This window comes from Bradyrhizobium japonicum USDA 6, assembly GCF_000284375.1.
Lineage (GTDB): Bacteria > Pseudomonadota > Alphaproteobacteria > Rhizobiales > Xanthobacteraceae > Bradyrhizobium > Bradyrhizobium japonicum.
In genome coordinates, this window is sequence record NC_017249.1 from 8392063 (window position 1) to 8418196 (window position 26134).

Annotated in this window: 22 protein-coding genes and 9 pseudogenes; 9 read left to right on the forward strand and 22 right to left on the reverse strand. The window is 60.8% G+C overall.

Features of this window, described 5'->3' with window-relative positions; all coding sequences use genetic code 11:
• Positions 1-103 precede the first annotated feature (103 nt).
• The 3 genes from tnpC to BJ6T_RS44720 are packed head-to-tail and all read right to left on the reverse strand — an operon-like array spanning position 104 to position 2455.
• Entirely contained in the window at positions 104-1651 is a 1548-nt protein-coding gene (gene tnpC, locus BJ6T_RS38845) for an IS66 family transposase (protein ID WP_014497998.1), read from the reverse strand.
• A gap of 53 nt (positions 1652-1704) precedes the next feature.
• On the reverse strand, positions 1705-2061 hold the full coding sequence (gene tnpB, locus BJ6T_RS38850) for an IS66 family insertion sequence element accessory protein TnpB (protein WP_011090953.1): 357 nt from the start codon (positions 2059-2061) through the stop codon (positions 1705-1707).
• Positions 2062-2080: 19 nt separating this feature from the next.
• Positions 2081-2455 carry a transposase gene (locus BJ6T_RS44720; protein WP_011084671.1) on the reverse strand — a complete coding sequence of 125 codons (375 nt, stop codon included), beginning with the start codon at positions 2453-2455 and terminating at the stop codon, positions 2081-2083.
• A gap of 156 nt (positions 2456-2611) precedes the next feature.
• On the opposite strand from BJ6T_RS44720, the gene BJ6T_RS38855 reads away from it, so the two are divergent.
• Complete coding sequence (locus BJ6T_RS38855; protein WP_011084509.1) at positions 2612-2956, forward strand: hypothetical protein; 345 nt, start codon at positions 2612-2614, stop codon at positions 2954-2956.
• A gap of 524 nt (positions 2957-3480) precedes the next feature.
• Here the strand turns inward: BJ6T_RS38855 and BJ6T_RS38860 are convergent.
• Positions 3481-3702: a hypothetical protein gene (locus tag BJ6T_RS38860; protein WP_014497999.1), complete on the reverse strand. Its 222-nt coding sequence runs from the start codon at positions 3700-3702 to the stop codon at positions 3481-3483.
• A gap of 569 nt (positions 3703-4271) precedes the next feature.
• On the opposite strand from BJ6T_RS38860, the gene BJ6T_RS38865 reads away from it, so the two are divergent.
• A complete protein-coding gene (locus BJ6T_RS38865; protein WP_014498000.1) occupies positions 4272-4529 on the forward strand; it encodes a WGR domain-containing protein in 258 nt (85 codons plus the stop codon).
• 50 nt (positions 4530-4579) lie between these two features.
• Here BJ6T_RS38865 and BJ6T_RS38870 read toward each other — a convergent pair.
• The 5 genes and pseudogenes from BJ6T_RS38870 to BJ6T_RS38890 form a co-directional block, all read right to left on the reverse strand.
• Positions 4580-4901, reverse strand: a pseudogene (locus tag BJ6T_RS38870) (DDE-type integrase/transposase/recombinase); the annotation flags it as partial.
• A gap of 362 nt (positions 4902-5263) precedes the next feature.
• A pseudogene (locus BJ6T_RS49475) lies at positions 5264-10404 on the reverse strand (Ulp1 family isopeptidase).
• 201 nt (positions 10405-10605) lie between these two features.
• Entirely contained in the window at positions 10606-11316 is a 711-nt protein-coding gene (istB, locus tag BJ6T_RS38880) for an IS21-like element ISFK1 family helper ATPase IstB (RefSeq protein ID WP_014497929.1), read from the reverse strand.
• Positions 11317-11324: 8 nt separating this feature from the next.
• Positions 11325-12701: pseudogene (gene istA / locus BJ6T_RS38885) on the reverse strand (IS21-like element ISFK1 family transposase); the annotation flags it as partial.
• Between the two features lie 98 nt (positions 12702-12799).
• A pseudogene (locus BJ6T_RS38890) lies at positions 12800-13212 on the reverse strand (transposase); the annotation flags it as partial.
• A 300-nt stretch (positions 13213-13512) separates the two neighbouring features.
• On the opposite strand from BJ6T_RS38890, the gene BJ6T_RS38895 reads away from it, so the two are divergent.
• Both BJ6T_RS38895 and BJ6T_RS38900 read left to right on the forward strand, forming a co-directional pair.
• Entirely contained in the window at positions 13513-13854 is a 342-nt protein-coding gene (locus tag BJ6T_RS38895; protein WP_014498004.1) for a type II toxin-antitoxin system PrlF family antitoxin, read from the forward strand.
• Positions 13851-14354: a type II toxin-antitoxin system YhaV family toxin gene (locus tag BJ6T_RS38900; protein ID WP_011084500.1), complete on the forward strand. Its 504-nt coding sequence runs from the start codon at positions 13851-13853 to the stop codon at positions 14352-14354. The genes BJ6T_RS38895 and BJ6T_RS38900 overlap by 4 nt, the downstream gene beginning before the upstream one ends.
• A 331-nt stretch (positions 14355-14685) precedes the next feature.
• Here the strand turns inward: BJ6T_RS38900 and BJ6T_RS49775 are convergent, their stop codons facing one another.
• From BJ6T_RS49775 to BJ6T_RS38915, 4 genes are all read right to left on the reverse strand, one after another.
• Positions 14686-14883 (reverse strand): dTDP-4-dehydrorhamnose 3,5-epimerase family protein, encoded by a 198-nt coding sequence (locus BJ6T_RS49775; protein WP_018648901.1) that lies wholly within the window; start codon positions 14881-14883, stop codon positions 14686-14688.
• Positions 14793-15023 carry a dTDP-4-dehydrorhamnose 3,5-epimerase family protein gene (locus BJ6T_RS42850; RefSeq protein ID WP_244651854.1) on the reverse strand — a complete coding sequence of 77 codons (231 nt, stop codon included), beginning with the start codon at positions 15021-15023 and terminating at the stop codon, positions 14793-14795. Before BJ6T_RS42850 ends, BJ6T_RS49775 begins: the two co-directional genes overlap by 91 nt.
• A 55-nt stretch (positions 15024-15078) precedes the next feature.
• Entirely contained in the window at positions 15079-16458 is a 1380-nt protein-coding gene (locus BJ6T_RS38910) for an aspartate aminotransferase family protein (protein WP_014498006.1), read from the reverse strand.
• A gap of 325 nt (positions 16459-16783) precedes the next feature.
• Positions 16784-16972, reverse strand: coding sequence for a hypothetical protein (locus BJ6T_RS38915; RefSeq protein WP_014498007.1), 189 nt, complete (start codon positions 16970-16972; stop codon positions 16784-16786).
• Positions 16973-17146: 174 nt separating this feature from the next.
• Here BJ6T_RS38915 and BJ6T_RS38925 point away from each other — a divergent pair.
• Both BJ6T_RS38925 and BJ6T_RS38930 read left to right on the forward strand, forming a co-directional pair.
• Positions 17147-17900, forward strand: a pseudogene (locus tag BJ6T_RS38925) (IS6 family transposase).
• A 7-nt stretch (positions 17901-17907) separates the two neighbouring features.
• A complete protein-coding gene (locus tag BJ6T_RS38930; RefSeq protein ID WP_011084497.1) occupies positions 17908-18222 on the forward strand; it encodes a hypothetical protein in 315 nt (104 codons plus the stop codon).
• Here the strand turns inward: BJ6T_RS38930 and BJ6T_RS38935 are convergent.
• From BJ6T_RS38935 to BJ6T_RS38955, 5 genes and pseudogenes are all read right to left on the reverse strand, one after another.
• Positions 18219-18509, reverse strand: a complete 291-nt coding sequence (locus BJ6T_RS38935; protein ID WP_011084496.1) for a DUF2274 domain-containing protein — start codon at positions 18507-18509, stop codon at positions 18219-18221. The two genes, BJ6T_RS38930 and BJ6T_RS38935, sit on opposite strands and share 4 nt — an antisense overlap.
• Positions 18506-18907: pseudogene (locus BJ6T_RS44725) on the reverse strand (TraB/TrbI/VirB10 family type IV secretion system protein); the annotation flags it as partial. The gene BJ6T_RS38935 and the pseudogene BJ6T_RS44725, both read right to left, overlap by 4 nt.
• A 74-nt stretch (positions 18908-18981) precedes the next feature.
• Positions 18982-19742, reverse strand: a protein-coding gene (locus tag BJ6T_RS44730) for an IS5 family transposase (protein WP_240537934.1) whose coding sequence is annotated in 2 segments (ribosomal slippage) — positions 18982-19403 and positions 19403-19742 — 762 coding nt in all. Because the reading frame shifts where the segments join, the coding sequence is not laid out codon by codon here.
• Between the two features lie 165 nt (positions 19743-19907).
• Positions 19908-20570, reverse strand: a complete 663-nt coding sequence (locus tag BJ6T_RS38950; protein ID WP_014498011.1) for an amino acid ABC transporter permease — start codon at positions 20568-20570, stop codon at positions 19908-19910.
• A complete protein-coding gene (locus BJ6T_RS38955; protein WP_014498012.1) occupies positions 20567-21082 on the reverse strand; it encodes an ABC transporter permease subunit in 516 nt (171 codons plus the stop codon). The genes BJ6T_RS38950 and BJ6T_RS38955 overlap by 4 nt, the downstream gene beginning before the upstream one ends.
• Before the next feature lie 26 nt (positions 21083-21108).
• Between BJ6T_RS38955 and BJ6T_RS38960 the strand changes: the two are divergent.
• A pseudogene (locus tag BJ6T_RS38960) lies at positions 21109-21376 on the forward strand (transposase); the annotation flags it as partial.
• Positions 21377-21378: 2 nt separating this feature from the next.
• On the opposite strand, the pseudogene BJ6T_RS44735 reads toward BJ6T_RS38960, so the two are convergent.
• Positions 21379-21591, reverse strand: a pseudogene (locus tag BJ6T_RS44735) (IS110 family transposase); the annotation flags it as partial.
• Between the two features lie 149 nt (positions 21592-21740).
• Positions 21741-23603: an NEL-type E3 ubiquitin ligase domain-containing protein gene (locus BJ6T_RS38965; protein WP_011084490.1), complete on the reverse strand. Its 1863-nt coding sequence runs from the start codon at positions 23601-23603 to the stop codon at positions 21741-21743.
• A gap of 243 nt (positions 23604-23846) precedes the next feature.
• On the opposite strand from BJ6T_RS38965, the pseudogene BJ6T_RS44740 reads away from it, so the two are divergent.
• Positions 23847-24605: pseudogene (locus BJ6T_RS44740) on the forward strand (IS6 family transposase).
• Here BJ6T_RS44740 and BJ6T_RS38975 read toward each other — a convergent pair.
• Both BJ6T_RS38975 and BJ6T_RS48905 read right to left on the reverse strand, forming a co-directional pair.
• Positions 24550-25053 (reverse strand): hypothetical protein, encoded by a 504-nt coding sequence (locus tag BJ6T_RS38975; protein WP_223153751.1) that lies wholly within the window; start codon positions 25051-25053, stop codon positions 24550-24552. The pseudogene BJ6T_RS44740 and the gene BJ6T_RS38975 sit on opposite strands and share 56 nt — an antisense overlap.
• Complete coding sequence (locus BJ6T_RS48905; RefSeq protein WP_014498016.1) at positions 25004-25393, reverse strand: hypothetical protein; 390 nt, start codon at positions 25391-25393, stop codon at positions 25004-25006. Before BJ6T_RS48905 ends, BJ6T_RS38975 begins: the two co-directional genes overlap by 50 nt.
• A gap of 179 nt (positions 25394-25572) precedes the next feature.
• Here BJ6T_RS48905 and BJ6T_RS38980 point away from each other — a divergent pair, with 179 nt between their 5' ends.
• Entirely contained in the window at positions 25573-25980 is a 408-nt protein-coding gene (locus BJ6T_RS38980) for a PilZ domain-containing protein (protein WP_014498017.1), read from the forward strand.
• The last annotated feature ends 154 nt before the right edge of the window (positions 25981-26134 follow it).

A 26134-nucleotide genomic window follows, 5' to 3' on the forward strand; every position in this document is an offset into this window, starting at 1 on the left:
GAAAGCCGAGACGGAGCGCATCCAGCAACGACGGCATACCGGGCTCGATGCTCGGCTCGTCGTACGAGCCGGCGCATCATCTCGCCCGCCACCTGTAAGCCGCCTAATTTTTGATCCAGACGTAGGGCTCCACGCTGTTGATTTTGCAGGTGGCGATGAGCGAAGCTATGCGCGCCCATGAACGACCACCTTCGTCGTGACCAGCAAATGAACTATTTTTACGCGTCAGAGTCAGCGGCCTGATTTGATTTTCGACGGGATTGGTGTCCATCTCAACGCAACCATCGTCGAGAAACAAGGTGAGGCCATCCCAATGGTTCAGGAGATAGGCGATCGCCTTGCCCATCTCGCTGCCCGGCGACAGGCGAGCGGCTTGCTCGCGCAGAAACCTGTCGAGTTCAGCGACGAGCGGCCGTGATCGCTCGTTACGGGTCGTTTGCCGAGCCGGGGCGTCGGCGCCACGGATCTCCTTCTCGATCGCATAGAGTGCGGCGATGCGCGCGAGAACGGCTTCGGCGATGGGTGAGCCGGCTTTCGGAGTCGCTGCGATGATCTTGCGCCTTGAGTGGGACCAACATGCGGCCAGCCGCAGCGGCACGCCGCCTTTGCGCTTGGGCCGTGCGAGCCGATGATAGCCCTGGTATCCGTCGACCTGAAGGATGCCGTCGAAGCCCTCGAGGATGCGCTCAGCATGGTCACCACCGCGTCCTGGCGCGTAGTGGTAGACCACGATTGGTGGATCAGCGCCGCCGTGGCCGCGATCGTCGCGCAGGACAGCCCACAGATAGCCGGTCTTCGTTCGGCCCCGGCCCGGATCGAGCACAGGCGCCCTGGTCTCGTCTATGAACAAGCGGCCCGATTGCTTCATCACGACGCTCATGCGCTCGACCAGCGGCGCGAGGTGGAAGGCGACCGTTCCCATCCAGTCTGCCAGAACGGCGCGATCGATGAAGATGCCATGCCGAGCCAGAACCTGCGACTGACGATAGAGTGGCATGTGCTCGCTGAACTTGGCGACCGCCACCTGCGCCAGCAGCGCCTCGGTGGGGATGCCACCCTCCACGAGATGGGCGGGCGCCGGCGCCTGAGCAACACCGGTGCAGCCCTTTGCGCAGGCGTAGCGCGGTCGCACCGTCTCGATCACACGATACTGGGCGGCCATGACATCGAGACGGCGGGAGCGATCCTCGCCGATCTGGACCATCCGGCCGCAGCCGCAGGGACACTCGAGGTTCTCGGGTTCGATCACCTGCTCGATGCGCGGCAGGTGCGCGGGAAAGGCACGGGCAGCGCGCCTGGTCCGGCCGCTGGACGGCGCCGTGCCGGCGCGGCGCGCACGATCGTCCTGGCGTTCCTGGACTTCGGCGATGGCAATCTCGATGTCCTCGAGAACCAGTTGCATCTGATCGGGATTGAACTTCTCCGAGCGTTTACCGAAACGTGCGCGCTCGTACTCCTTCACGAGCAGTTCGAGGCGTTCGACGCTCTCTTTGGACGCAGCCAGTTCACTCTCGACATGAAGGCGCGCCGAGCATTCATCGTCTGCGCGACGACGCTCGGCTTCAATCATCGCTTCCTGCGCGCGGAAGAGCGCGCGCAAATCGGCGGGCAGCGCTGCAAGACGGGCGGGATCAATGGGGGACGGCGGCACATCCGCAAGCTATCATCCCAAAGCCCCGCGCGAAACAGGTTGTCGGGTCTGAGTCAGTTCGCCGCAGCTGGCGTCGCGACAATCCGTTCGCCCACTCGCTTCCAGTTCAGCCCTTCAAACAGCGCTTCGAACTGCACGCGCGTCAGATGCATGACGCCGTCGCTGATCTGCGGCCACTCGAAACGACCATCGCGGCCAAGGCGCTTGTAGACCAAAACGAGGCCCGTGCCGTCCCATAGCAAAATCTTCAGCCGGTCGGCGCGCTTCGAACGAAAAACCACGATCAGGCCCGAATGCGGATCGAGCCCAAGCGTGTTTTGCACAAGACCGGCCAGCGCGTCGTGCCCGCACCGGAAGTCAACAGGACGCACAGCAAGCACAATCCGCAGTCCCTGCGCCGGAATGATCATGCGCCGCGCTCGATCGCAGTCACGATCTCCGCGATCCGCACCGCCGACACGTCCGCATCCAGGCGGACCGAAACCTTGCCAATCGTAATCTCGACGGGCCCTCGCTCTTGCCTGACGCCACTGGATCGCTCAGCTCGATCGACACGAAATCCGCCGCGTCGTCCGTGACCAATGCGAGCCGGCCAGCACGCGCCAATCTGCGCCACGTCGTCAACTGCTGGGCCTTCACACCATAACGCCGTGCGACATCACATACCCGGGCGTCGGGCTTCATGCTCTCGAAAACAGCGCGCCCCTTGATCTCCGCAGACCATAACCGGCATCCAGAACGCGTCCGGCGCGTAAGCTTCCCCACAAAGCCATCAGCTTCGGCTTCCTCCCCCGATTGTTCCATCGCCTTCAGTCTCCTCTCGGCTCTCTGACAAGCCAAGGATCGCAGAGCGAAAGCCGAAGCGAAACCAGTCAATCAAATGGGAGAAAAGCTCCGCTTACAATTTTTGCTCGTTCAGACCGACACAAATTGCTCAAAGATTCGTGGAGAGAAAAGCAGATGAGCGATGAGCCCGACCTCGAGAGCAGAGTCGTTGCAGCGATACGACACTATCGTGCGGCGCTCGACGTGGCGGAAAACCTGGAACGAGAGGACGCGTGCGCGCATCGAGCGCTGACGAGCACCCTGCTCGATTTGGAGCGTGCCCTGCGAGGCGAAGCGGCCCCGCATCTCAACAACAACCTGTTTGAGACCGGCTCCACGGCGGTTGCACGGTCGGATAAAACATGGGCCGACCTGGTCGAGGCGACTGCGAGATTGGATTCGGCCCGTCGAACCTTAGCTGCTCTGGAACGGCAGTTGGGATATCTTCCAAAAGTCTCGAGGGGAGCGGATCACAAGTGAGGTTAGATAAGAGTCTCGCACGATCGGAAGGTTTCCCGACCATTTCAGAGCGGCGGCGGCAACGCTCTGACGGGCTCGTGTCCCAGCCAAAATCCCGCGCCCAAAACAGACCTCTCTGCGTCCTCGTGTTTGGGACCGCCGAGGTACAGCGCGCGAATCGGGACCTTGCTGGATCCCAACCTTCCAACTTTCCCGCCGCCTCGCCGCGTCCTCCTATGCAGGAATAGACCTCGACGCACTGGCTCGATCGTCCTGTCGAGCGTGCACAGTTTCTGATGACGCTGACCAGCGCGAGTCCTGGTTGAGTTTCTTCTGCTTGTGACTCGGCGTGGAAACGGCATTGCAGCCTCTTCGATCTTCGGCGCGGCTGCGATCATGTGATCAAGCTCTAAAAAGTGGTTCGACGACAGGCAGGCGCTTGAGGCCAGCGTCAACGTTGTCGGAAAAGTGGAAGCCGTGCCGGCTCACACCGTAATCAAAACAGACGTCAAGCGCCAATCCAAGGGCCAGAGCTGCGCTTACGATCAACGTCGAACCGATGCGTTCGAACCACCAATCTCATTGGTGGCGCCTGCTCCGGTGCGATCGATGACCCAGGCCACCATGTAGCCCTTGGCCTGCTCGGTCTGCACCTGCCGGAGGGCCTCAGAGTAGGTTAGTAAGGGCTCTTGCGCCGGGTAGACGGCGCGGTCGGTCGGGGTGACAAAGTGATGGCAGCACACGCGATAGTCTTTAGCCTCGAACATCGGAATCCTCCTCTCGCCTCAGGTTGCGCGGCCATACGCGCTTTCAGATACTGCCCTACCACAGAGAATGCGGCCTTTAAGAGGCCGCGCGCTTCTTCAACACCCCATAAGGTTGGTCGGGCTGCCAGACGCAGGTCGGCGATGTCCGACCACATCGCGCGCTTGATTCTCTGCAGCAGCACCGGCAAAGAAGTGCCCGGGTGTCATTCCATAATTCACCCGTGTCCGGACTTCGATTTCCCGTTCGTCCGCAATTGCTCCGTCGATCGCTCAACGGCTGCACCGATGTCACCTAGTCAGCTTTCAAACCTTGCTGAGGCTGCTGGATCGACAATGCTTGGACCGAGCTCCGGCGCGATTCAGTGAGCTTCTCGATCAGTTCAGACTGCGGTCTCGGTTTTGCCGCGAGACGGTGGGGTTCAAATCGGGCCGTGGAGCCTCCACATCATCGCCACAGTCCGAAGACACCCGCCTGGTGCAATTGATGTAGCGAGAGAATGAATCGTTTGGCCCTGATCGATTCATAGAAAGCATTGGACCTCGCTTCCACAGGAAGCGAGAATCCATGCATGCCGAACCTTAAGCTAGGGCCGCTTCACCTTCGCCGCATCGACATCACCCGCAACATGCGGCGGTTTTACTTGCTTTCGATCCAACCGACCTTGTTCGGCGGGGTCTCGCTGATCCGCGACTGGGGCCGGATCGGCACGACCGGCCAGACGATGGTGCAGACTTTCGATGCCAGCGCTGAAGCGGGCGAAGCATTCGGACGGCTGGAGCGCGCCAAGCGCAGGCGCGGATACACCTCTGCTGAGGAGAGAGTCTGAGGTTTCGTCAATTTCCCGGGGATTACGGATCCACTTACGATGCCTGGAACGTGAAGTGACAGAAACCGTTGAGCCTGACGGGACGATTTGAAACGCTTCATGATCCGCCGCGTTGCCGCGTCGGCTGATGAGAATTCTCAGCCCGATTGTTGAGAGCTCTGTGCTGGCGATGTTCGACGAAAAAGCCCATCTTCGCCCTCGCAGCGCCGTGCGAACGCTTGTCCGTGATCATCACGCGCGGCGGCGTGCCGGCGGATTTCAAGAGCTTCTTCATGAGCCGCTGGGAAACCGGAAATACAACCAAACGGCATAGCTGATCACTTCCGATGGGAAGCGATGGCGGCGATAAAGAGGGTCCCGGGCGGTCGGCATGCCGGTCGTCTACCCCTCGGCCGCTCCAATTCGTTAACTTGACGGTACCCGCTGCTCGTCGACAGCGATGGCACGATCATCGCGGGCGAAGGCCGATACCTGGCCGCGCGAAAGCTCGGTCTCCTCGAGGCGCCGGTCAGCTGACCGGTCTTTCCGAAGCGCAGCGTCGCGCGCTCGCCCTTGCCGACAACCGCATCGCGCTGTCGGTGGTCCGGCGGCTCGTCGGATACGGGCGCTTCGACGGGGGCGAGACGGCCCGCGTGATGGCACGTCTCTACGCCGCGGCGCGCCTGCTGGTGAACTTCTTCCAGCCGTCATTCAAGCTCAAAGAGAAGCGCCGCGAGGGTCCGCCCACGGCGACATCAACCCCTGAGTCGCGCTTGCAGTGCCTGCCGATTGGCAACGACGTTGCTGAGGTTCAGCTGGTCTGGCTCCCGTCCTTGCGCCAATTGCCTAACCAGCTCCCGCGTGCCGTCCACGACAAAGACGCCGCAATCACAAGTGTTCTGCTGCTGGGCCATGCCGGCGGGCTGCAGGGCGAGGTTCAGCCTTTCTGCGAGTTGTCTTGCATGCGTCTCGTTGTATCTCCCGTAGGAATCGTAGTGATAGGCGACAGGCCGTTGCCGGTTGCTGCGATCAACGAACAGCAGCGACCAATGCCTGCCGCGGTCCGTAGCACTGGCATCGTTCACTGGCAGCAACAGGAAGTCGGCTGTATCGTTATCACGCCGATCATGGACGATGCGATGGAATACGCGTAGCACGTCGCTCTCCGCGCCCAGGCGCAGCCGCAGCGCTTCGAGGGGATCTACGAACCGCGTCCGGGCGGCGAGATCCGAATCGCTCCTCTGCAAATCCAGCTCCTGAAGCTGGTAATCCCTGAGGATATGCTCGTCGCCCAGCCATTCCGTGTCCTCGAGCACCAGCCCGCGGTTATGGGACAAGGCTATCGGATTCAACGCCCCGATCTGAGCATCGGAGGAGGTGATCGGAAACCGCCGCACGATATCGTCGCGCAATGGGGACGGTGCGGGCGCGGTCAGATCAACCAATGGAAGACCGTCGTAGGTGTCTGAACGAGCCCTGGCAGAAGGCGCTGGCGCAAAGTGAGCACTGTCATCCAACTCGGCCGCATCCGGATCAAGCAGTGCCCCAAACCCACGATAGAGATCCTGAGCCCTGGCAGTTGATGGTGATGCCGGTTCTTGCATCTGCCGCGCAAGCTCCTCGCTCAACCACGCCAAAGCGTCATCGTCCGAGTGGGCGGACACCGGAGAAAGCCCCTGCGGCGAGCCGAGCTGTCGAGCGCCCTGGTGATGCCCCGGTACCGGGCCGGCAAACGGCGGCGGAAAGCCAGGCGCCCGGCTCCAAGCATTGTCGCGCAACTCAAATGATGTGGGCGAATTCGGATTAAACGATACCTCAAGACCGCCGTAGGTGTCTGAGCGAGCCCTGGCAGAAGGCGCTGGCGCAAAGTGAGCACTGTCATCCAACTCGGCCACATCCGGATCAAGCAGTGCCTTAAATCCACGATAGAGATCCTGAGCCCTGGCAGTTGATGGTGATGCCGGTTCTTGCATCTGCCGCGCAAGCTCCTCGCTCAACCACGCCAAAGCGTCATCGTCCGAGTGGGCGGACACCGGAGAAAGCCCCTGCGGCGAGCCGAGCTGTTGAGCGCCCTGGTGATGCCCCGGTACCGGCCCGGCAAACGGCGGCGGAAAGCCAGGCGCCGGGCTGCAAGCATTGTCACGCAACTCAAATGATGCGGGCGAATTCGGATTAAACGACACCTCAATACCGCCGTAGGTATTTGAGCGAGCCCTGGCAGAGTGCGTTGGCGCTGCTTCCACGGTCGGCCGGGCAGGTTCCTGCCCAGCTTGGACTATGTCCTGCGCCTGCTCAGGAGGAACCTCGGGCCACGATGGGCCGTCTTCCACCATTAAGCGCAGATCCTGATCGTAACCTTCCGGGAGGACCAATGGCCGACTGACAGCTCGCTGCCGCGCGCTGTGCTGCGCAGCGGCGCCCCCGACGTACGTCGCGACCGCATGCGGCGCCGTGACATCTTCGTAGCCGCTCCGCAGCAGCATCGGCTGCGTCTCCCATGACGACGTACCCTGTTGATGGGTAGGCGCCGGTGTCGGCTGGCCGCCTGAATTGGCGATCTCGCTCAGCTGCCGCTCGCCGGCAACGCCTTGCGGATTGTTTAGGGTCCTCTGCCTCTTCGCTGGCCTCAACTCAGCTGTGTCATGCTCATCGTTGATGAGGACCTCCTCGCTTGGCAGGCGGTTGCTCCTGGCAAGCGCAGCCATCGGCTCGTCCGGGGACTGCTGGCGGTCGGGCTCTCCGGGATCCGGTGCCTGGTCATGGCGCGCGGCTGGCTCGAGAGATGACGACGAGCGGGGTTCGTCCATCAGCCCCAAAAGCAAATCCTGATCGCGGCCTTCCGCGGGAAGCTCCTCTGGCCGACGGCCAGTTTCCTGCGACGCGCTGTGCTGCGCAGCGGCGGCGTCGACGCGCCTCGGCTCCATCAGTACCGTGTCTTCGGGATTGATAAAGGCCACGTTCTGGGGGTGAGGATTCAGCTTAGCGCGTCGTGAGATCGGCACTTCGCCCGTCGACCGCAAGGTCCGGAGATAGTCGATTGCCTGAACGAGTCTCTTTGGATTACCCTCTCCGGTGAACTCGAGCACCTCACCGCCATCGGTCAGCGACTTATTGTCGAGCCGATCACGAATGCTCGGTTTTCTTTTGCGAAAAGCCAACGGCTAAAGCTACGAAGAGAACCTCCGTGCTGCTCGGCAGCGGATTTGCTGAACCCGCCCTTGATGAGGGCCCTCTCAAGCCCCGAAATAAGGGGAGCATCCACGGAATAAAGAGGCTGCTTCCTCTTCCCTATCACAATCCAAGTTGACTGCGGCGCCGAGGACGACGCGCCGGGTTCATCCATCAGCCCCAAAAGCAAATCCTGATCATGGCCTTCCGCAGGAAGCAATTCCTCTGGCCAACTGCCACCCTTCTGCGACGCAATGTGCTGCGCAGCGGCGTCGCCGACCCGCCTCGACTCCCTCAGGGCCGCCTCTTCGGGATCAATATGGCGCTCGTGCTCCATCGCCTCAGCGCCGGCCTGCGATTTTCGGAGACGAGCCAGTGCGGCACCAATCCTGGAATCAGCACCGGCGACCTTCCTATAGCTCTCGACATCTCCATCAAACGACGTGCCGAGCCCAGCAGCAATGCCCGGCCTGTTGTTGTCACGCAGGTAGTCGCTGAAACTGCGAAGAGCAGTTGCATCCTTCCTGCTTGCATCCTTCTTGCCGGTATCTGTCGCTGCTTCGTTTTTGTACTCTTCGATGAGAGCCGCGTCCTGGGGATAAGGATGCAACTCAGTGCGGCCTGCGATCCGCACGACTCCGCCCGTCGACTGCGAGGTTCGGAGATGAACTATCGCCGCAAGAAGCCTTAAGGGATTACCCTTTCCGATGAACTCGCGCGCATCAGCGGTCAGTGACTTTTCGTCGTCGAGCCGAGCAGCAATGGGATCTTTGTTATTTGCGAAGAGCCAGTGGCCAAAGCTGAGAAGAGTACGTACATAGCCCCTGGCAGTGCGTTCGGCGGCGTTCCCATTACGGAGGGCCTCCTCAAGCCCCGAAATAAGGGGAGCATCCTCGGTATGAAGAGGCTGCTTGTCGTGCCCTATCAAAATTCCAGTTGACTGAGCCGGCTGCGGCGCCGAGGACGACGGGCCGGGTTCGTCCATCCGGCCCAAATCCTGATCGTGGCCTTCCGCAGGAAGCAATTCCTCTGGCCAACTGCCAGCTTTCTGCCACGCACTGTGCTGCGCAGCGGCGTCGCCGACCTGTCTCGACTCCATCAGGGCCGCGTCTTCGGGATCAATATGGCGCTCGAGCTCCATCGCTTTAGGGCCCGCCTGTGATTTTCGGAGATGAGCCAGAGCGGCACCGATCCTCGAATCAGCACCGGCGTCCTTCTTATAGCTCTTGACATCTCCATCCAGCGCCTTGCCTGAAAGCCGACCAGCAATGCCCTTCTTGTTGTTTTCACGCAGGTAGTCACTGAAACTGCGAAGAGCCGTTGCATCCTTCCTGGCTTCTTCCTTCTTGCCGGTATCTGTCGCTGCTTCGTTTTTGTACTCTTCGATGAGAGCTGCGTCCTGGGGATAAGGATGCAACTCAGTGCGGCCTGCGATCGGCACGATTCCGCCCGTCAACCGCGAGGTCCTGAGATGGTCTATTGCCCTAAGGAGTGTCGCGGGACGCTTTTCGAACAACTCGCGCGCATCAGCGGTCAGTGACTCTTCGTCGTCGAGCCGAGCAAAAATGCTCTTTTTGTTATTTGCGTAGAGCCTCTGGCCAAAGCTGCGAAGAGAAGATAGATAGTTTCGGACGGTGCGTTCGGCGGCGCTCCCATTCCGGAGGGCCTCCTCAAACCCCGCAATAAGGGGAACATCCTCGGAATGAAGAGGCCGCTTCTTGTGCCCTATCGCAACCCCAGTTGACTGAGCCGGTTGCGGCGCCGAGGACGGCGGGCCGGGTTCGTCCATCGGACCCAAAAGCAAATTCTGATCATGGCCTTCCGCAGGAAGCAATTCCTCTGGCCAACTGCCAGCTTTCTGCAACGAACTGTGCTGCGCAGCAGCGTCGCCGACCTGCCTCGACTCCTTCAGGGCCGCGTCTTCGGAATCAATATGGCGCTCGAGCTCCATCGCCTTAGCGCCCGCCTGCGATTTTCGGAGATGAGCCAGAGCGGCACCGATCCTTGAATCAGCACCGGGGGCCCTCTTATAGCTCTTGACATCTCCATCCAACGCCTCGTCTGAAAGACGAGCAGCAATGCCCTTCTTGCTGTTTTCACGCAGGTAGTCGCTGAAACTGCGAAGAGCAGTTGCATTCTTGCTTGCATCCTTCTTGCCGGTATCTGTCGCTGCGTCGTTTTTGTACCCTTCGATCAGAGCTGCGTCCTGGGGATAAGGATGCAACTCAGTGCGGCCTGCGATCGGCACGATTCCGCCCGTCGACCGCGAGGTCCTGAGATGGTCTATTGCCCTAAGGAGTGTCGCGGGACGCTTTTCGAACACGCGCGCATCAACGGTCAGCGACTCTTCGTCGTCGAGCCGAGCAGCAATGGGATCTTTGTTATTTGCGAAGAGCCACTGGCCAAAGCTGCGAAGAGAATATAGATTATTTCGTGCGGTGCCTTTGGCGGCCCCGCCCTTGATGAGGGCCTTCTCAAGCCCCAAAATAAGGGGAGCATCCTGGGAATAAAGGGGGCTTTTGCTGAGCCTTCTCAGAATCCCTTTTGACTGAGCCGGCTGCGGCGTCGAGGCGGCCGGCATTGCTCCATCACCTTCACCTGAACTGCCGATCTCGCTCAATTGCCGCTCAAAGGTCGCCGCGGCTGCGGACGGAGCCGCGGGTGAGCTCTCTTGCGGGCCCGTGCTGTCCGATTGTTCACGCACCCGCTTGGTCGAGGGGAAATCCATCCGTTCTCACTTTCAAAATATGAACCAGGGCTTCGATCTGGCATGCTGGCGATCAGCAACAAACCACCCTTTACAGCCCTCGATAGACCCGCACCGGGAGCATCTGCGGATTTCACGGATCGTGTGCATCGATTTCGCGCGATCGTGAGCACTGAATTCAGACGATCGTGAGCAGCCCGCTACGGCCGATGGGAGATAGAGTCAGTGTTCTGGTTGGCCGTCAAGGGTGATGGTTTTGGCGCTGCGTTTTCGCATGCTTTCTCCGGTGAGCTGGAGGCGGTGGGCGTTGTGGACGAGGCGATCGAGAATGGCGTCGGCGACCGTGGGGTCCCCAATGGCTCCATGCCAGGTGTCCACGGGGAGCTGACTTGTGACGATGGTGGATGCGCGGCCATGTCGGTCCTCGAGGATTTCGAGCAGATCGCGGCGTTCCGCGGCGGTGAGCACCGATAGTCCCCAATCATCCAAAATCAGAAGCTGAGCGCGGCCGAGGCTTTTGAGGAGCCGGGCGTAGCGTCCGTCTCCGCGCGCGAGCGCGAGCGCCTCGAACAGCCTTGGAACGCGATGATAGAGGACTGATCGGTTGTCGCGGCAGGCCTTGTGGCCGAGCGCGCAGGCTAACCAACTTTTGCCCAGGCCGGTTGCCCCGGTGACGAGCAAATTCTCGTGGCGATCGATCCAGCGACCTTCGACGAGTTTGGCGAAAACGGCGCGGTCGATGCCCCGCGGGGTGCGCAGATCGACGTCCTCGACGCAAGCAGTCTGGCGCAGTGCGGCGATCTTGAGGCGCGTGGTGAGCCGCCTGGTGTCGCGTTCGGCGGCTTCGCGGTCGACCAACAGGCCGATGCGATCTTCGAACGGCAGGGCTTCGAGATCGGGCGATCGGCGCTGCTCCTCGAAGGCCTTGGCCATTCCGGTCAGTCGGCGCCGTAGCTTTTGACGAGCGCCAGAATGCCAAGGCAGGTTCGAAAGCCTTGTTCTGGATGGGGCCGGGCGTCGATCACGGCCTGGAAAAACGCTGCTGTCGAAGGACCGATCCGCTCGCCGGCGGCGATCACCGCGGCGGGGGTCCATTTGCCGTAGCGGCGATGGGCGCTGGGCATGTGGTCGGCGATGGTGGTGTGTCCGCGTCGGTTGGGCGCGCGGGCATGGCTGGCGATCCGCTGGCCCTTGTGGAAGATCTCGACCGTCCGATCGTCGATACGGGCATCGACCAGCTCGCCAATCAGACGATACGGCGCGGAGTACCAATGGCCGTCGACCTCGACATGATAATCGGGAGCGAGGCGGCAGCGCTTCCAGCGTGCGAAGGCATAAGGCTGATCTGGCAGCGGGGTTAGCTTGGGTTTGTCGAGTTCGGCAAACAGTTCGGCGCGGCTTGAGCCGAAGCCACGCATTTGACGAGCATTGAGTTCGTCGACGAGTGTCTTGATGGCGGCGTTGAGCTCGGCCCGGGAAAAGAAGCGCTGATTGCGCAGCCGGGCCAGAATCCAGCGCTGGGCGATTTGCACCGCGACCTCGACCTTCGCCTTGTCTTTTGGGCGCCGCGGCCGTGCGGCGAGAATGGCCGTGCCGTAATGGCTCGCCATCTCGGCATAAGTGCGATTGAGGCCGGGATCGTAGCGGTCGGGGTTGCTGACGGCGGCTTTGAGGTTGTCGCAGACCACGAACGTCGGCGTTCCGCTCAAAAACGTGAACAAGTTGACGTGGGCCCGGATCCAGTCGGCCAAGCTCTCGCTGGGGCAGGCCTCGGCGTAGGTGTAGTTCGAAGCGCCCATCGCCGCGACGAACAGCTTCATCGGCTGCACTTCCCCGGTCAGGGGATCGACGATGTCGATGGTGTCGCCGGCGAAATCCACGAACACCTTCTCGCCGCCCAGATGAATCTGCCGCATCGAAGGTCGGACCCGCCCCTTCCAGGCCTCGTAGGTAGTGCAGAACCACGTGTACCCGAAACCGTCGGGATTAACGGCGCGATACTCCTCCCAGAGCAGGCGACGGGTTACGTTGCGCCGGCGGAGCTCTTTATCGATGTAGCTCCAGTCGGGCACCGGCCGCTGCGGGCTCTGAGACGCTGGTCGTGGGGCCGGGAAAAGCAAAAGCTCCAGGTCTTCATCGGTCATTCCCTCCGGAAGCGGCCAGCTCAACCCAGCAGAGCGGGCGCGGCTCAGGTAGCTGTGCACAACGCCGTTGCTGACGCCCACGCTCCGCGCGATGGCCCGCTCTGGCAGGCCTTGAAAATGTTTTAACCGAAGGACTTCCTTGATCCGGCGCATCGACAATCTCTGGGTAGGCATTGGACTTCCTCGTTAACCACGAGGTCATCCCTAAGCCGGTTGAGTTGTCGGCCGAAGCGCTGCAAGGCTCCGAAAGCCTTGCTCACGATCCCGCGAAACGCGCAGTCCTCGGCCGAAACTGGCCGAGGTTCATAGTAGACCGTGCTGCGAGCCAGCTTCAGGACCTTCGCCTGGCGCACGATAGAAAGATCATGACCGCGGTCGATCATCGCTTTGCGCTCAGCAGGCCCGCCTTGGTGAGCGCGCCGGACAAAAAATCGTTTTCCAACGCCAGCTCGCCGATCTTGGCATGTAACGCCTTCAAATCGACCGGCGTCTCGGCCGATGTCTTGTCATGCCCAAACACGCCGGCGGCGCCTTCCAGGAGCTGGTTTTTCCAGATCGTGATCTGGTTCGGATGAACATCAAACAGTTGCGCCAGCTCCGCCAGTGTCTTGTCTCCTTTGACCGCAGCCAAAGCAACCTTCGCCTTGAATGCCGGAGAATGCGTCCGGCGGCTCTTCTTCGTCATCTTCGCTCCTGATTCGCAGCAAGAATCCTCGCCGCTGTCAGGCAGAAAATCCACTCAAGCTACTGTCCGAATTTGCGGGGCCAGCTCTATAGTTTCCATTCATTCGCGCAGACCCCCGAGCCACAGCTGTAGCAGCGGCATTGGAGGCGGGCAATTGTGCATCATTCTCGTTGAGCTTCAGCGCCAACTCCACCAGACGGCGGAATCGCCAGTTTGCGGCCATCTCGAGGCACCCAGGCAGACTTGACTTACAATGCAGATGCATTACATTGGGATGTCGTGACGACGCAAGGAGCCGCTATGGCCAAGACCGCCGAAATCCTCGAGATCCCCGCGACCATCACAGACCGCGGCCAGACGACCGTGCCCGCCGCCATCCGCAAAATGCTGGCCCTGGGAAAGCGCGACCAGGTCGTGTTTCGGGGGCTCGCTGACGGCACCGTTGTGATCGCGAAGAAGCAGTTGAGCGCCGACCACGGCGATCCGGTGATCGGCACGTTCCTCGCGTTCCTGGCCCGCGACATGGGGAGCGAGCCAGCCCGGATCCGGCCGGTGCCGAAGTCGCTGGTCGCGCGCGGCAAGGGCTTGGTCAAGGGTGTTAAGGTCGATCTCGACGCGGCGCTGCCGGAAGACGATACGTGAGCGACGACACCTTCGGGGTTAACGGTTGGACGGTCTACGCCCATCCGCTATTTCTCGACCAGTTCGAGACTATGATCGCGGCGGTCGAGAAGGCGCGCAAGAAGGATCCGAAGGGATACAAGAAGAAGCGCGCCGCGAAGCTCCTGTCGGCTGTCTTGAAGGTGGCGTTCGACGACATTCCGAGTGACCCAACGCGTGACGTCTATCGGCAGGGCGGCACTCTCGGCGACGAGTACAAGCACTGGTTCCGCGCGAAATTGCTGCAGCAGTTCCGCCTGTTCTTCCGCTATCAGCAATCGGCGGACGCCAAGATCATCGTTCTCGCCTGGGTGAACGACGACTCGACGCTGCGCGCCTACGAGAGCGCGAACGACGCCTACGCCGTGTTCAGGAAGATGCTGGACCGCGGAAACCCGCCGGACTCGTGGAACGAACTCGTAGCCGCGGCCTCGACTGGCGAATCCAAGACGCGTCTATCGCGCTCGACGCGCGGGAGATGACCCCAGCTGGCCTCGTTCGGCCGCGACCGCCCGCTGATCCGGCCCGCGCCGCCGGCACCGGTCTGCAGCGAGAGACACGATTCGGCCAGGAAGAGTCCGTGAAATGCCCACCATCCAGCTGTCGGCTACGCCCAAAGGCAGCGGCGAATGCGCCGACTGTCCGGCGACATCATCATCAGCATTCCACCTGTTAAGCCGTGTAGACGGAGGCGACATTTCAGCCCTCCGATGCGGGTGAACCGGTTCGTGTTCCTCAACCTTCCAATACTTCAGCCTCGATCCCCTTTACCTGCGGGCATCAATGCACCTCCGACCTGCCCGCGGGTTCCCGTCACCAGTATCCGCCCGTACAATGGAAGTTTTGGATGTCGGCAAGCAGCGGCGCGGCCGCGTCCTTGGCCGAGAGCGACGGCTTTTTGATACCCCAGTTTATACCGATCACCGGGTCGTCCCAGCGGATCGAAACCTCGTTCTCCGGATTATAGAAATCATCGCATTTGTAGAAAAAGTCCGCGGTCTCTGAGAGCACACAACGAAACCGTGCGCGAATCCGCGCGGAACCCATAGTTGCCGCCGGTTATGCTCGCTTAATTCGACGGCAACGTAGCGTCCGAAATTCGGGCTCCGGACGCGGACGTCGACCGCGAGGTCGAGCACCTTGCCCCTCATTGATGGATGTCCAGACAATCGGACTCGCGGCGCACTAAGCGGAGTTGAGTGAACGCTAGTGAGGCTCGCGACAATTAACTACAGTCGCCTTAAGATCGTGGAGCATGCCCGTGATCCCGTCGATGAGCTCGTCGATTTGATCCTTGTTGACGATCAGAGGTGGGCATATCGACAATGCATCGTCTACATTCCGCACGATGATCCCTCGCTCGTGCAGCAACCGGCTCGCAATGCTGCCAACATCGCCCGGAGTAGTAGCGGCGACTTTCCGTTTCTTGTCCAGCACCAGCTCGATTGCCGCAATAAGGCCAACGCCACGGACCTCCCCAACGAGTGGATGGTCAACGAGCGTGCGCAGCCGTTCCTGCATGTAGGCCCCGATGTGGCCAACGTTCGCAATCAGACCCCGCTCCTCGATGAGTTTGAGGTTTTCGAGCGCTACGGCGGCTCCGACCGGGTGACCACCGCCCGTGAAGCCATGAGCCAGCAGTCCAACCTTATTGCTCTCGTCCGCGATTGGTTCGAACATGTAGTCATTCATTATGATCGCAGATAACGGAAAATAACTGGACGTGAGCTGCTTCGACACCACGATTACATCGGGCGCGATGTTGTAGGTTTCGCAACCGAACATTTTTCCTGTCCGGCCAAAGCCGCAAATCACCTCATCAGCGACCAAAAGGATGCTATGCTTTTTTAGCACACTTTGAATTTTGTCCCAGTAAGTCGGCGGCGGAACGATGACGCCGCCCGCGCCCATGACAGGCTCACCGAAGAATGCTGCAATGGTATCGGCACCTTCGCGCTGAATCAGCGACTCGAGCTCCTCGGCCCGACGCGTAGCAAAGGTCTCCTCCGATTCGCCCGCACGGCTGTCCTTGTAGAAATGGGGGGAGCCCGTGTGCATAATGTTGGGGAGCGGCAGATCGAAAGAGCGGTGGTTGTCTGGAAATCCGGTCAGGCTTGCCGCACCGATCGTGACGCCGTGATAGCCGCGCAACCGGCTGATGACCTTCTTGCGCTGAGGCTGGCCCGCTGCATTCGATCGATAGGCGATCAGCTTCAACACCGTATCGTTCGCTTCCGAGCCGGAATTTGTGAAGAACACCTTACTCATTGGCACCGGAGACATCTTCACCAGCTTCTCGGCAAGCGCGATGGAAGGCCCATTCGATCGTGATGCGAAGGTATGATAGAATGGCAGGATTTGCATCTGGCGATGCGCGGCTTCGATAAGCCGCTTTTCGCTGAAGCCAAGACCCGCACTCCAGAGACCGGCCATCGCATCGAGGTAGCGTTTTCCTGCCGTGTCGAAGACGTAGGGGCCCTCGCCGCGTTCAATTATGAGCGGCCCGGCCCGTTGGTGCGACCGCGCGTTGGTATAGGCGTGAAGCTGATAGGCCACATCTCGGGCCTGTTGAGAACTGGGCAGCATGGTCGGCGTCACATCATCGGTTCAGAATTGGATAGGGACCGGAGCATCATGTGGGGAAGCGCCGGTCCGTTTCCGGCTTCTCTGGGCCTTGCGATAGTCGTCGTTGACGATCGCTTTAAAGGGATTCGCTTTTGCCTATGCCTGACCACAGGCTTAACTGGCGGCGCGACGCACTGTCTGGAAGTGATCACAGAAAGGTGACGATGTTCAGCACGACAAAGCGTCGGATTTCCGGGACGCGTTAGTCGCCGACGGGAGCTTCCATCAAACTGCCGGCGGCGTTCAGGCCGTAGAGAGTCGGTGGTCGTAGCGCCGTGGACCGCGGTTACGTATTCGAGCCCACCACGTTCAGGCCGTCCGCTCCGCTAAAGGCCAGCGTGTCATGTGTGTTTAGCACGTTATCCCAGCTGCTGCCGCGCGTCGTCACGGACTGGTTGGGCTCCGAGCCAACACGCGTGATGAGTAACACTGTAAGCAACAACCCGCTCTGATTGACCAGTTTCTTGTGGGCCATCAGTGATCTCCTTGATCTGGTCGGTGTCCCGGCTTTGCGCGGTGATCTGCGACCGAGTTTGCCCCAGAATACCTTAACTCGTTGAGTTGGTCGCCTGCCAAAGCTTGTAGGCTCACTCCCAACCGGCACCGTCAAGTTAACGAATAGGGGTGGCCGATGGGGTAGACGACCGGCATGCCGACCGCCCGGGCCCCTCTTTATCGCCGCCATCGCTTCCCACCGGAAGTGATCAGCTATGCCGTTTGGTTGTATTTCCGGTTTCCCTTAAGCTTGCGCATGGTCGAGGAAATGCTGGCGGCGCGTGGCATTGGCGTGACCTATGAAACCGTGCGCCAGTGGGGACGGAAATTCGGCAAGCCGTTCTCCGATCGGATCCGCCAGCGCGCTCCCGCCCGCGGTGACAAATGGCATCTGGACGAGGTCGTTATCTCGATCGCGGGCGAACAACATTGGCTCTGGCGCGCTGTCGACCAGGATGGCTTCGTTCTCGACGTCTTGATCCAGCGCCGAAGAGACTCGCGCGCTGCGCAGCTTCTCATGAAGAAGCTCTTGAAATCCGCCGGCACGCCGCCGCGCGTGATGATCACGGATAAGCTGCGTTCGTACGGCGCTGCGAGGGCGAAGATGGGCTTTCACGTCGAACATCGCCAGCACAAAGCTCTCAACAATCGGGCCGAAAATTCTCATCAGCCGACGCGAGCGGATCATGAAGCGTTTCAAATCGTCCCATCAGGCTCAACGCTTTCTGTCAGTTCACGATCAGGTCGCGAACCTTTTCCACATCCCCTATGCCGGAGCCGCCACCGCCGACTTCCGTCGTGCTTCGCGCGAGCGAGCCTTTGCGACTTGGCGCGAGATCTCCATGACAAGCGCTATCGCCGAATCTCGACCTCTGAGAATCGCCGCCTTCGGCTCGGCGGTCGATTAAGTTGACGATGCCGTTCCGGGATGCGTGGGGCGAACCGGCGCAGCGGTTCGACCTCGGGCAACCCAATCTTCCAGCCGAATTTGTTGCTCCCTATGCCGAGGCGTTCCGGGGGCATCATGCATCGTCGTCACCTAGCACGCGTCACCAATGCTGGAAAGCACTGAAGTTCTTTGCCCGCTTTCTCGCCGATAGCGGCAGGGTTCAGGCGCCGGCCGATTTGACGACCGAATTGTTCGGCCAATACATCTTATGGCTGGACGCCTTGCCTTCCCGAACCGGCAAACCCTGTGCTCAGCTTTCGCGCTTACTGGCGGCAAGCTAACGGCAATCCATCGTTGCGTCCGTTTCTTGACCTGCGTCGTGAACGCTATGACCGAGGTGCGAGCTGAGTGTATTTCGCCGTGCTTTCGCGAAGGCGCGGTCGGTCGCCATGCGACGCTCGATCATCGGCGCAATCAGTTTAGCAGGCTCGGTCCGCGTCATCAGACCTACGCTATGCGTCAGGATCTCGGCGTAGCTTCTGAGATCCCTAAAGACCGCCGCCGGCAGCTCGGTCGTGAGCTTGACTGGCTTGTCGTCTTCAAGCGGCCCAAGCTTGAGCTTCGTCATGGCGCTCCTCCATTGCTGTAGGGCGCCAGCACCAAATCGCGCGTGCCGATCACGCGGACCGGAAACCTGGCCGGATGGTCAGCGTCGGCTGGATGTTGAGCTGACGCTGCACGACCAATTGGCCGGTCTGGCTGATGCTGATGGACGCACCGCTACGGATCGCTTGAACGAGGTTGTTCTCATTTGGCTCGTGCCGCCTCTGCTCCGACGCTGAGCATGGTCGAGAGAACGGCGGCCTTGAATAGCATGCCCCAGTGGTTGTCGACATCGTCCTCGAGTCCGGCATAACCACCACTGTCGGCGCCCGGCTGGCGCTCCAGCACGATCGAGTTGCCGTCCGGTATGATGATGCGAGTCCAGACCAAGAGGATTCGACTCTGGCCGTCCGCACGGCCGCTTTTTAGGCGATGATCTGACTGGCGTGGGCGCGCTCTCGGTGCAGTTTGGGCTTTGCTTGAACTAGGGTCCAGACTCAATTGAGCCAATATGCGACGAGAGCGGCGAGATGAACAGCGGCCAAAAAATTACGGGCGAGCTTGTCATATCGCGTGGCGATGCGCCGGAAGTCCTTGAGCCTGCCAAAGCAGCGTTCGATGACATTTCGTCCTTTGTAGGCGCGTTTGTTGAAGCGATGGATGACGACACGGTTAGATTTATTGGGGATTAAGGGCTTGGCGCCACGACGAATGATTGCGCCGCGAAGCTTGTCGCCATCATACCCTTTGTCGGCGAGGAGCACGCTCATGGGTGGCGCGAGCGCCAGGACATCGGGAGCCGCAGCGATATCGGCATCCTGGCCTGGAGTCAGATGCAGGACGACCGGCCGGCAGAGCGGATCGCTCAGCGCATGGATTTTTGTCGTGCGGCCTCCGCGCGAGCGGCCGATTGCTTGATTGTGCTCCCCCCTTTTCCGCCGGAGGCACACCGGTGAGCTTTAATCGAGGTCGAGTCGAGCGACAGTACGACGCCGTCTTCGCCAGGCTTGGCCAGCGCTTCGAAGATTGCGCACCATCGTCCTCGCTTGGCCCAGCGATTGAAGCGATTGTAGATCGTCGTGTAAGGGCCGTATTCACGTGGACAATCACGCCATCGTGCACCCGATTGCAGCATGTGAATGATGCCGCTGACGATGCGTCGGTCGTCGTCCCGATCCGGCCCCGTCAGTCCCCTCGGCAGATGCGGTTCGATACGCGCCCATTGCCTGTCGTTCAGCCAAAACAAACCAGCGCGCATTCTCTCGCCCCCGAATCAACACGTAGGCAAGAGAATCACGTGGCGCTATTTAGGTACAGACCCTAGAACATGTCTCCGCGCAAAGCGCTCGATGGAGTCGAGCGGGTTCGCTCAAACGGCGCAATTGCCTTTCCCTAGAAGGTTTCGATCGACTAGGAATTGTTTTCAGACTCGAAGACAGCGTTCGATTATACTGGCCAGCCCGCTCAACGCGTAGCAGATCACAAAGAATATGCTCAGCACGCCCAGATAGATCTCGATGGCGTGTGAGTCTCCGGTTCCGACATACGCTAGTCTTTCTATCATTTGACGCGCCGATCCCAAGAGATCCGACACCCCAACAACGGACGTCAGTGCACTCGCCTGGACGAGAACGGTGAGCTGCCCGACGTAGGGCGGCAACGCACGCCGAAATGCTTGTGGCAAAATGACGAACACAAGCGCTTCCGTTGCGCTCAAGCCAAGCGCTCGGGCGCCCTGCTCTTGGCGATGTGGAATTGAATCCAAGGCGCCTCGAAAGACCTCACCGATGTTCGCCCCGCCCCAGAGCCCCAATCCGATTATTGCGGCCGTGAGTGGGCCCGTGCGGAGACCAATTTGCGGAAGGGCAAAGAACACGAAGAGGAGTATCATAAGCGACGGCACGCCGCGGAACAACTCAACGTAAAGCCGTCCGACAAAGCGCGCGAACGTGAGCGTGCTTTGCGACAGAGCCGCGATCAGGAGACCAAGGATTGTCGCCAAAATGACGGTGAGCAGCGAGATCCACAAAGTAACCAAAAGGCTCTTACCAAGGTAAAGGGTGACAGGCCAAACCCAGTTGGTCATTTAACTACTCCCAGCCCCGGAACCGCGAGCCTGCGCTCGAACGTACGAGACAAAGCGCTTATTATGCTGCACCCCAGCAGGTACATGAGACAAGCGATTCCGAAGGTCTCAAACACTTTAAACGTATCTGACACGATCCGGTTGGCGACATAGGTCAATTCCTGATAGCCGACGACGATCATGAAGGAGGACGACCTGAACTGCGTGATCGCCGTGGTTGTTGTTCCGGTGATCGCGATGCGCAACGCGATCGGGAGTGTGATGTCAAGAAAGGTCTGGAACGCCGGCAAGCCGAGAGCGCGAGCTGCCGTCACTTCGCCTTTCGGCACAGCTTCGAATGCGGCCCTGAAGACCTCCGTTTGATAAGCACCGCCCCACAATGCGAGCGCTAGCCAGGAAGTCTCGAACGGCGTCAGACGGATGCCTATGTCGGGTAGCGCGTAGAACAGAAAGAGCTGGCTCCGGAAATCTGGACAGGGCGATGAGTGGAGTTTCTGCCTGACGGCGGGCAAGATTGTCCCGCGAATCAGGAGAGACGATGAGCAGACGAGCCCGCCGGCAGCACGCACTCGCATTCAAGGCCAAGGTGGCGTTAGCGGCGATCAAGGATCAAGGGCGAGATGACGCTGGCCGAGCTGGCTGAGCATTTCGACATGCATCCGAACCAGATCACGCAGTGGAAGTCCCAGCTTCAGGAAGCGGCGGCCGAGGTCTTTGGTCCTCGCGGTGGCAACAGAACGAGCGAGCCCGCGGGGGACGTGAAAACGCTGCACGCCAAGATCGGGGAGCTGACGCTTGAGAACGATTCCTAAGAAACGGCAGCATCTACTTTCGGCTCCAAGGGCAGGTGAACAAAGCCGAATGCCTTGGCACGCCGCTGCAAATTGTTGACCACTCGCGTCCGGTAGCGCGTCTCGTAGGACGAGGCCCCGGGATCGACATAGTCCATTCCGTATCGCACAGCATTGTAGAACAGAACTGCGATCTTCCGGGCCGTGGCGGTCACGGCCTTGGTCTTGCCAAAGCACTACTGCCGCTTCACAGCATAATGGCTGATCAGCCGTCGCAGTTCAGTTTCCGCCGCTGCGGTTGAACCAATACCTCGCTCAGGCAGTTGCTTGATCCTTCGATCTGGATGAAGGACCGCGTGGTCAAGCAGCAGACGCCGCTTCACAGACTGAGGCCGCGTTTGTTGAGCACCGTGTCCCTCAGAGCACCCTTGATCTCGCGAGCGATGTCCTTGCTGACCTGGGGTCCGAACTCCCGCTCGGCATCCGCAACGACATCGGCCTCAGCGCCGATCAGTCCCGCTTCAACGAGCTTTTGCTTCAGTCGGCCCGGGAACTCCTCCTCCAAGGCATCGGCGAGCTTTTCCTCCATCGTGGCATGGTGTTCCGGTTCAATGCGGAGCACCACATCGTCCCAAGGTTTCCAGTCCGTCGCCAAATAGTCGGCGAACCCCGTCGCCTCCTTGCTCCGCACAGACGTCTCAGCCCTGTCAATGTCTTCCTCGGTGAGGTGAGAGTCGTAGAAGTAGTTCATGTCCGGGGCGATGTGCTGCAGCCCCAGCCGCTCGCGCAGCGTGGCCTGATAGGCAAGGTAGACCTCGATTTCGTCGACGTTGTTGATGGTGCCGCCTGTGCGGAGCGATTGGACCTTCTCGCGCGCGATCCCCCCCAGTGCCTCCAAGCGGAACATGACACGGCCTAGATCAACGAGGGCCGCTACCCCCTCGTTATTGTCATAGAGCCCGTTCTCGACGTTGGCGATCAGGCGCGCGGTTTGCATGCCGTTCCAGGTCAAAGTTCTGCGATCCGCGCAGCTCTCGTTGGCGTCAAGAGCAAGCTGGAAGTACTGCGCGCGCAATTGCGGGTTGGCCGCTGCCTGCCGCAGATCATTGGCCACCCCCTGCTGGAATCCTTCGTTCCCAGAGTTCACGGTATTCCGCAGCCCGTTGAGGAAGTCTGCGTATTGCTGGGCACCGGGTTCTTCTGCAAAGCTCTGCCACTTGGCCACCACCTCGGGATCGCCCTCCTTCGGATCCCCGTTGAGCCAGTCCGCTACTGCCTCGGGAAGAGACTCCGCAGCTACTGTCTCGAGAGGAAACGGCGCAACGGCGGCGTCCTCCCACTGATCTTCGTGCGTCTCAGACAAATCAAAGACGACCCTCGGGCCGGCATACCCATCGGTACTTTGGATTGTGTCCAGGTTCATCAGCATCTCCTGGGGCAGCGGATTGCCAGACACAACCACCTCCGCAGCAGCCCCCAACTGCGTTAGCAAGCCCGTGGGTAGGCTGGTTAGCTGGTTATCGTTAAGGTAAAGTCTTCCGAGACTGGTCGGGAGAGTCTCGGGCAGGCTCGTCAATTGGTTTACACCAACGTCAAGGCTTCCGAGACTGGCCGGGAGAGTCTCGGGCAGGCTCGTCAATTGGTTTACACTAACGTCAAGGCTTTCGAGCCTGGCCGGGAGGGCCTCGGGCAGGCTCGTCAATTGGTTGTTGCCGACGTTGAGGCCCTCGAGCGCGGCCGGGAGGGTCTCAGGCAGGCTGGTGAGCCGATTGCTCCACACGTCCAGCAAGGCGAGCCCGGCCGGAAGCGCGGGCAAGCTGACCAACTGATTCCCATTAACATTGAGCGAATTGAGCGCGTCAGGGAGAGTCTCGGGCAGACTGGTCAGCCGGTTGAAGGACGCGTCGAGCGAGTGGAGCCCGGCTGGAAGTGGAGGCAGGCTGGTGAGGCGCAGCATTGCAAGATTCAGCTCGCCCTGATTCCAAGCATTCACTCGCCTTACAGCCTCTTGTCGATCCTCGAGCGGGTTCTGCCCCTCTTCGGCAGCCCACTCCTCCAGCATCTGGTCGTGCCCCCCCTCCGCAGGAGCAGAATCCCCGAGATTTGCCGGATCGTCAGCGGCGAGCACCGCGTGGGTCAAGACTCCAACCCACTGCGCCTCCTCACCTTCCCGGTCCTCGCGGCCGGAAGATTCGGTGCTGCCATTACCGCGCTGAGCCTGCCCTGCATCAAAGGGATCCATTTCCTGCTCCTTGTCGGACTGAGCAAATTATGCGACCTCTCGGCCCACATCGAACGTTGCAGCCTCTAAGACATTTAGCTTACGTCGAGCTGACGAGCGTTGAACCATGTTGAGGAAGCGATCTGCGCAATTTGTGAAGGAGTTCGGCTTCGATTCGGTGCAGCCTTTCGGCTTGAGCCAGATGAGGTCAGAGGGTACCGTCAAGTTAACGAATTGGAGCGGCGGAGGGGGTAGACGAGCGGCATGCGGACTGCCAAGGACCCTCTTTATCGCCGCCATCGCTTCCCACCGGAAGTGATCAGCTATGCCGTTTGGTTGTATTTCCGGTTTCCCTTAAGCTTGCGCATGGTCGAGGAAATGCTGGCGGCGCGTGGCATTGGCGTGACCTATGAAACCGTGCGCCAGTGGGGACGGAAATTCGGCAAGCCGTTCTCCGATCGGATCCGCCAGCGCGCTCCCGCCCGCGGTGACAAATGGCATCTGGACGAGGTCGTTATCTCGATCGCGGGCGAACAACATTGGCTCTGGCGCGCTGTCGACCAGAATGGTTTCGTTCTCGACGTCTTGATCCAGCGTCGAAGAGACGCGCGCTGCGCAGCGGCTCATGAAGAAGCTCTTGAAATCCGCCGGCACGCCGCCGCGCGTTATGATCACGGATAAGCTGCGTTCGTACGGCGCTGCGAGGGCGAAGATGGGCTTACACGTCGAACATCGCCAGCAAAAAGCTCTCAACAATCGGGCCGAGAATTCTCATCAGCCGACGCGGCGACGCGAGCGGATCATGACGCGCTTCAAATCGTCCCGTCAGGCTCAACGGTTTCTGTCCGTTCACGATCAGGTCGCGAACCTTTTCCACATCCCCTATCCCGGAGCCGCCACCGCCGACTTCCGTCGTGCTTCGCGCGAGCGAGCTTTGCGACTTGGCGCGAGATCTCCATGACAAGCGCTATCGCCGACTCTCGACCTCTGAGAATCGCCTCCTTCGGCTCGGCGGTCGATTAAGTTGACGATGCCCTGCGTCGAGCCGGCGGCGGGCGCCGATCTCGGTCTGCTGGGCGATTGCCTGCTCACGCGTCAGGCGGGCCATCTCGACCGTCGAGACGCTGCCCGATTTGATCAGGGACGAGGCCCGCTCCACAGCGGCCGCCGCCTCTTCCCGTCGCGCGGCCGCGGCCTCGATCGCCGACTGGATTTCGGCGATGCGCGCCTCGAGCTGAAGGATGCGGCCATCGCGGAACTGGCCCGCCTGGCGGGCGAGGCCCTGTTGCGCGGTCTCGGCGGCTGCCAGCTTAGCGGCAAGGCTCGGGCGCTCGTTCTCCTGCCGCGACATCTGCCGCCGAAGATCGTCGAGCCGCACGCGATCGCCACGCGCGTTGACGACATGAAGGATCGCGTCGCCCTCATGGACCACGCTGAGTTGCGTCGAGTCTTGCGGCGGCTTCGCGCTCACGGGTGCCGTCGATCGGCGAGCGCAACGTCGCGATCCTGGCATTGACCACGGCCTCGACGCTCGAGGTCTGCAGCACGGCCTTCAGCGGCAACCATCCGAAGACGGCCACGATCGCAAGACCAATGCCGACCTTGAGCAGGCGGCGAACCCACCGGCCCGAGCCTGCAGGTGCTTCGGGATGGGGAGCACTATCGCTGACGGGCTCGCTCACCGGCTCGTCGTGCGCCGGCTGCAACCGATCCTGCAAATCGCGCTGCAATCCGCATGCGCCCGCGTCCTTATCCTTGGTGACGGAAACTTTGTCTTCAGGAGAGGGCTTCTGCTGCTGTGCCTGATTCATTGACCGGCCCCTGAATTGTCAGTGCGGGCGGGGTTCAGAAACCGTAATCCTGAACGGCCAATGTGCTTTTGGGGTGCCCCTTCGACATGGGAGCACCGTCCCACCGAACGGGGCCGTTATACGCTGGCCCATTGATGGCCACTGATACTATCTCGCTTGGATTTCTGAGGCCCAACCCTATGGTTCTGTACAATTGCGTCGTGCTCGCGATCGTGCGCTTCATCTGCATCGAGCAGCCGCGGCGCCGCAAGGCCGAGCGTTTCGAACGCGACGAGCCGATCCTAGTTCACGAAGGCGCCGAGCCGCGGCTGGTGCGGATGGCCGACATCTCGATTTCGGGCGCGCGCTTCATCGATCCCGCCCCGCCGCCAATCGGCGCCTCGATCAAGTGCAATGTCTATGGCCAGAACGTGAGCGCGACCGTTGTCCGCCGCACTCGCGACGGCTTCGGCGTCCGTTTCGAGGACGCGGTTGCGACGCGGATCAATGTCGTCCGCGCATTCTATGCCGGCGAATATGTCCGCGCCTTCCGCAGCGTGCGCGCGGCGCCGGTCGGCAAGGCGTTGCTGATGCGGCTGTTCGGCTAGAGCGGTATGAATGAGGTGGGCCTGGAGCAGTCCCATCCGTCGTCATTCGCAATTGCGCAGCTTAGTGCCGGTCGTGCTGACAGTACTCGCCTTGCTCGTGTGACCGCCCGAAACCACGGTGGGCGCGATGACGGTCCAAGAGTTGGTGACCATA

Bases quoted from the DNA above. Each gene is read 5' to 3' on its own strand.
- BJ6T_RS42850 (WP_244651854.1), bottom strand. From the start codon at position 15,023: ATGAGGGGCAAGGTGCTCGACCTCGCGGTCGACGTCCGCGTCCGGAGC.
- BJ6T_RS38930 (WP_011084497.1), top strand. From the start codon at position 17,908: ATGCCGTTCCGGGATGCGTGGGGCGAACCGGCGCAGCGGTTCGACCTC.
- BJ6T_RS38915 (WP_014498007.1), bottom strand. From the start codon at position 16,972: ATGGCCCACAAGAAACTGGTCAATCAGAGCGGGTTGTTGCTTACAGTG.
- BJ6T_RS48905 (WP_014498016.1), bottom strand. From the start codon at position 25,393: ATGAATCAGGCACAGCAGCAGAAGCCCTCTCCTGAAGACAAAGTTTCC.
- istB (WP_014497929.1), bottom strand. From the start codon at position 11,316: ATGGCCAAGGCCTTCGAGGAGCAGCGCCGATCGCCCGATCTCGAAGCC.
- BJ6T_RS38855 (WP_011084509.1), top strand. From the start codon at position 2,612: ATGAGCGATGAGCCCGACCTCGAGAGCAGAGTCGTTGCAGCGATACGA.
- BJ6T_RS38895 (WP_014498004.1), top strand. From the start codon at position 13,513: ATGGCCAAGACCGCCGAAATCCTCGAGATCCCCGCGACCATCACAGAC.
- tnpB (WP_011090953.1), bottom strand. From the start codon at position 2,061: ATGATCATTCCGGCGCAGGGACTGCGGATTGTGCTTGCTGTGCGTCCT.
- BJ6T_RS38980 (WP_014498017.1), top strand. From the start codon at position 25,573: ATGGTTCTGTACAATTGCGTCGTGCTCGCGATCGTGCGCTTCATCTGC.
- BJ6T_RS38865 (WP_014498000.1), top strand. From the start codon at position 4,272: ATGCCGAACCTTAAGCTAGGGCCGCTTCACCTTCGCCGCATCGACATC.
- BJ6T_RS38965 (WP_011084490.1), bottom strand. From the start codon at position 23,603: ATGGATCCCTTTGATGCAGGGCAGGCTCAGCGCGGTAATGGCAGCACC.
- BJ6T_RS44720 (WP_011084671.1), bottom strand. From the start codon at position 2,455: ATGGAACAATCGGGGGAGGAAGCCGAAGCTGATGGCTTTGTGGGGAAG.
- BJ6T_RS38935 (WP_011084496.1), bottom strand. From the start codon at position 18,509: ATGACGAAGCTCAAGCTTGGGCCGCTTGAAGACGACAAGCCAGTCAAG.
- BJ6T_RS38860 (WP_014497999.1), bottom strand. From the start codon at position 3,702: ATGTTCGAGGCTAAAGACTATCGCGTGTGCTGCCATCACTTTGTCACC.
- BJ6T_RS38910 (WP_014498006.1), bottom strand. From the start codon at position 16,458: ATGCTGCCCAGTTCTCAACAGGCCCGAGATGTGGCCTATCAGCTTCAC.
- BJ6T_RS38950 (WP_014498011.1), bottom strand. From the start codon at position 20,570: ATGACCAACTGGGTTTGGCCTGTCACCCTTTACCTTGGTAAGAGCCTT.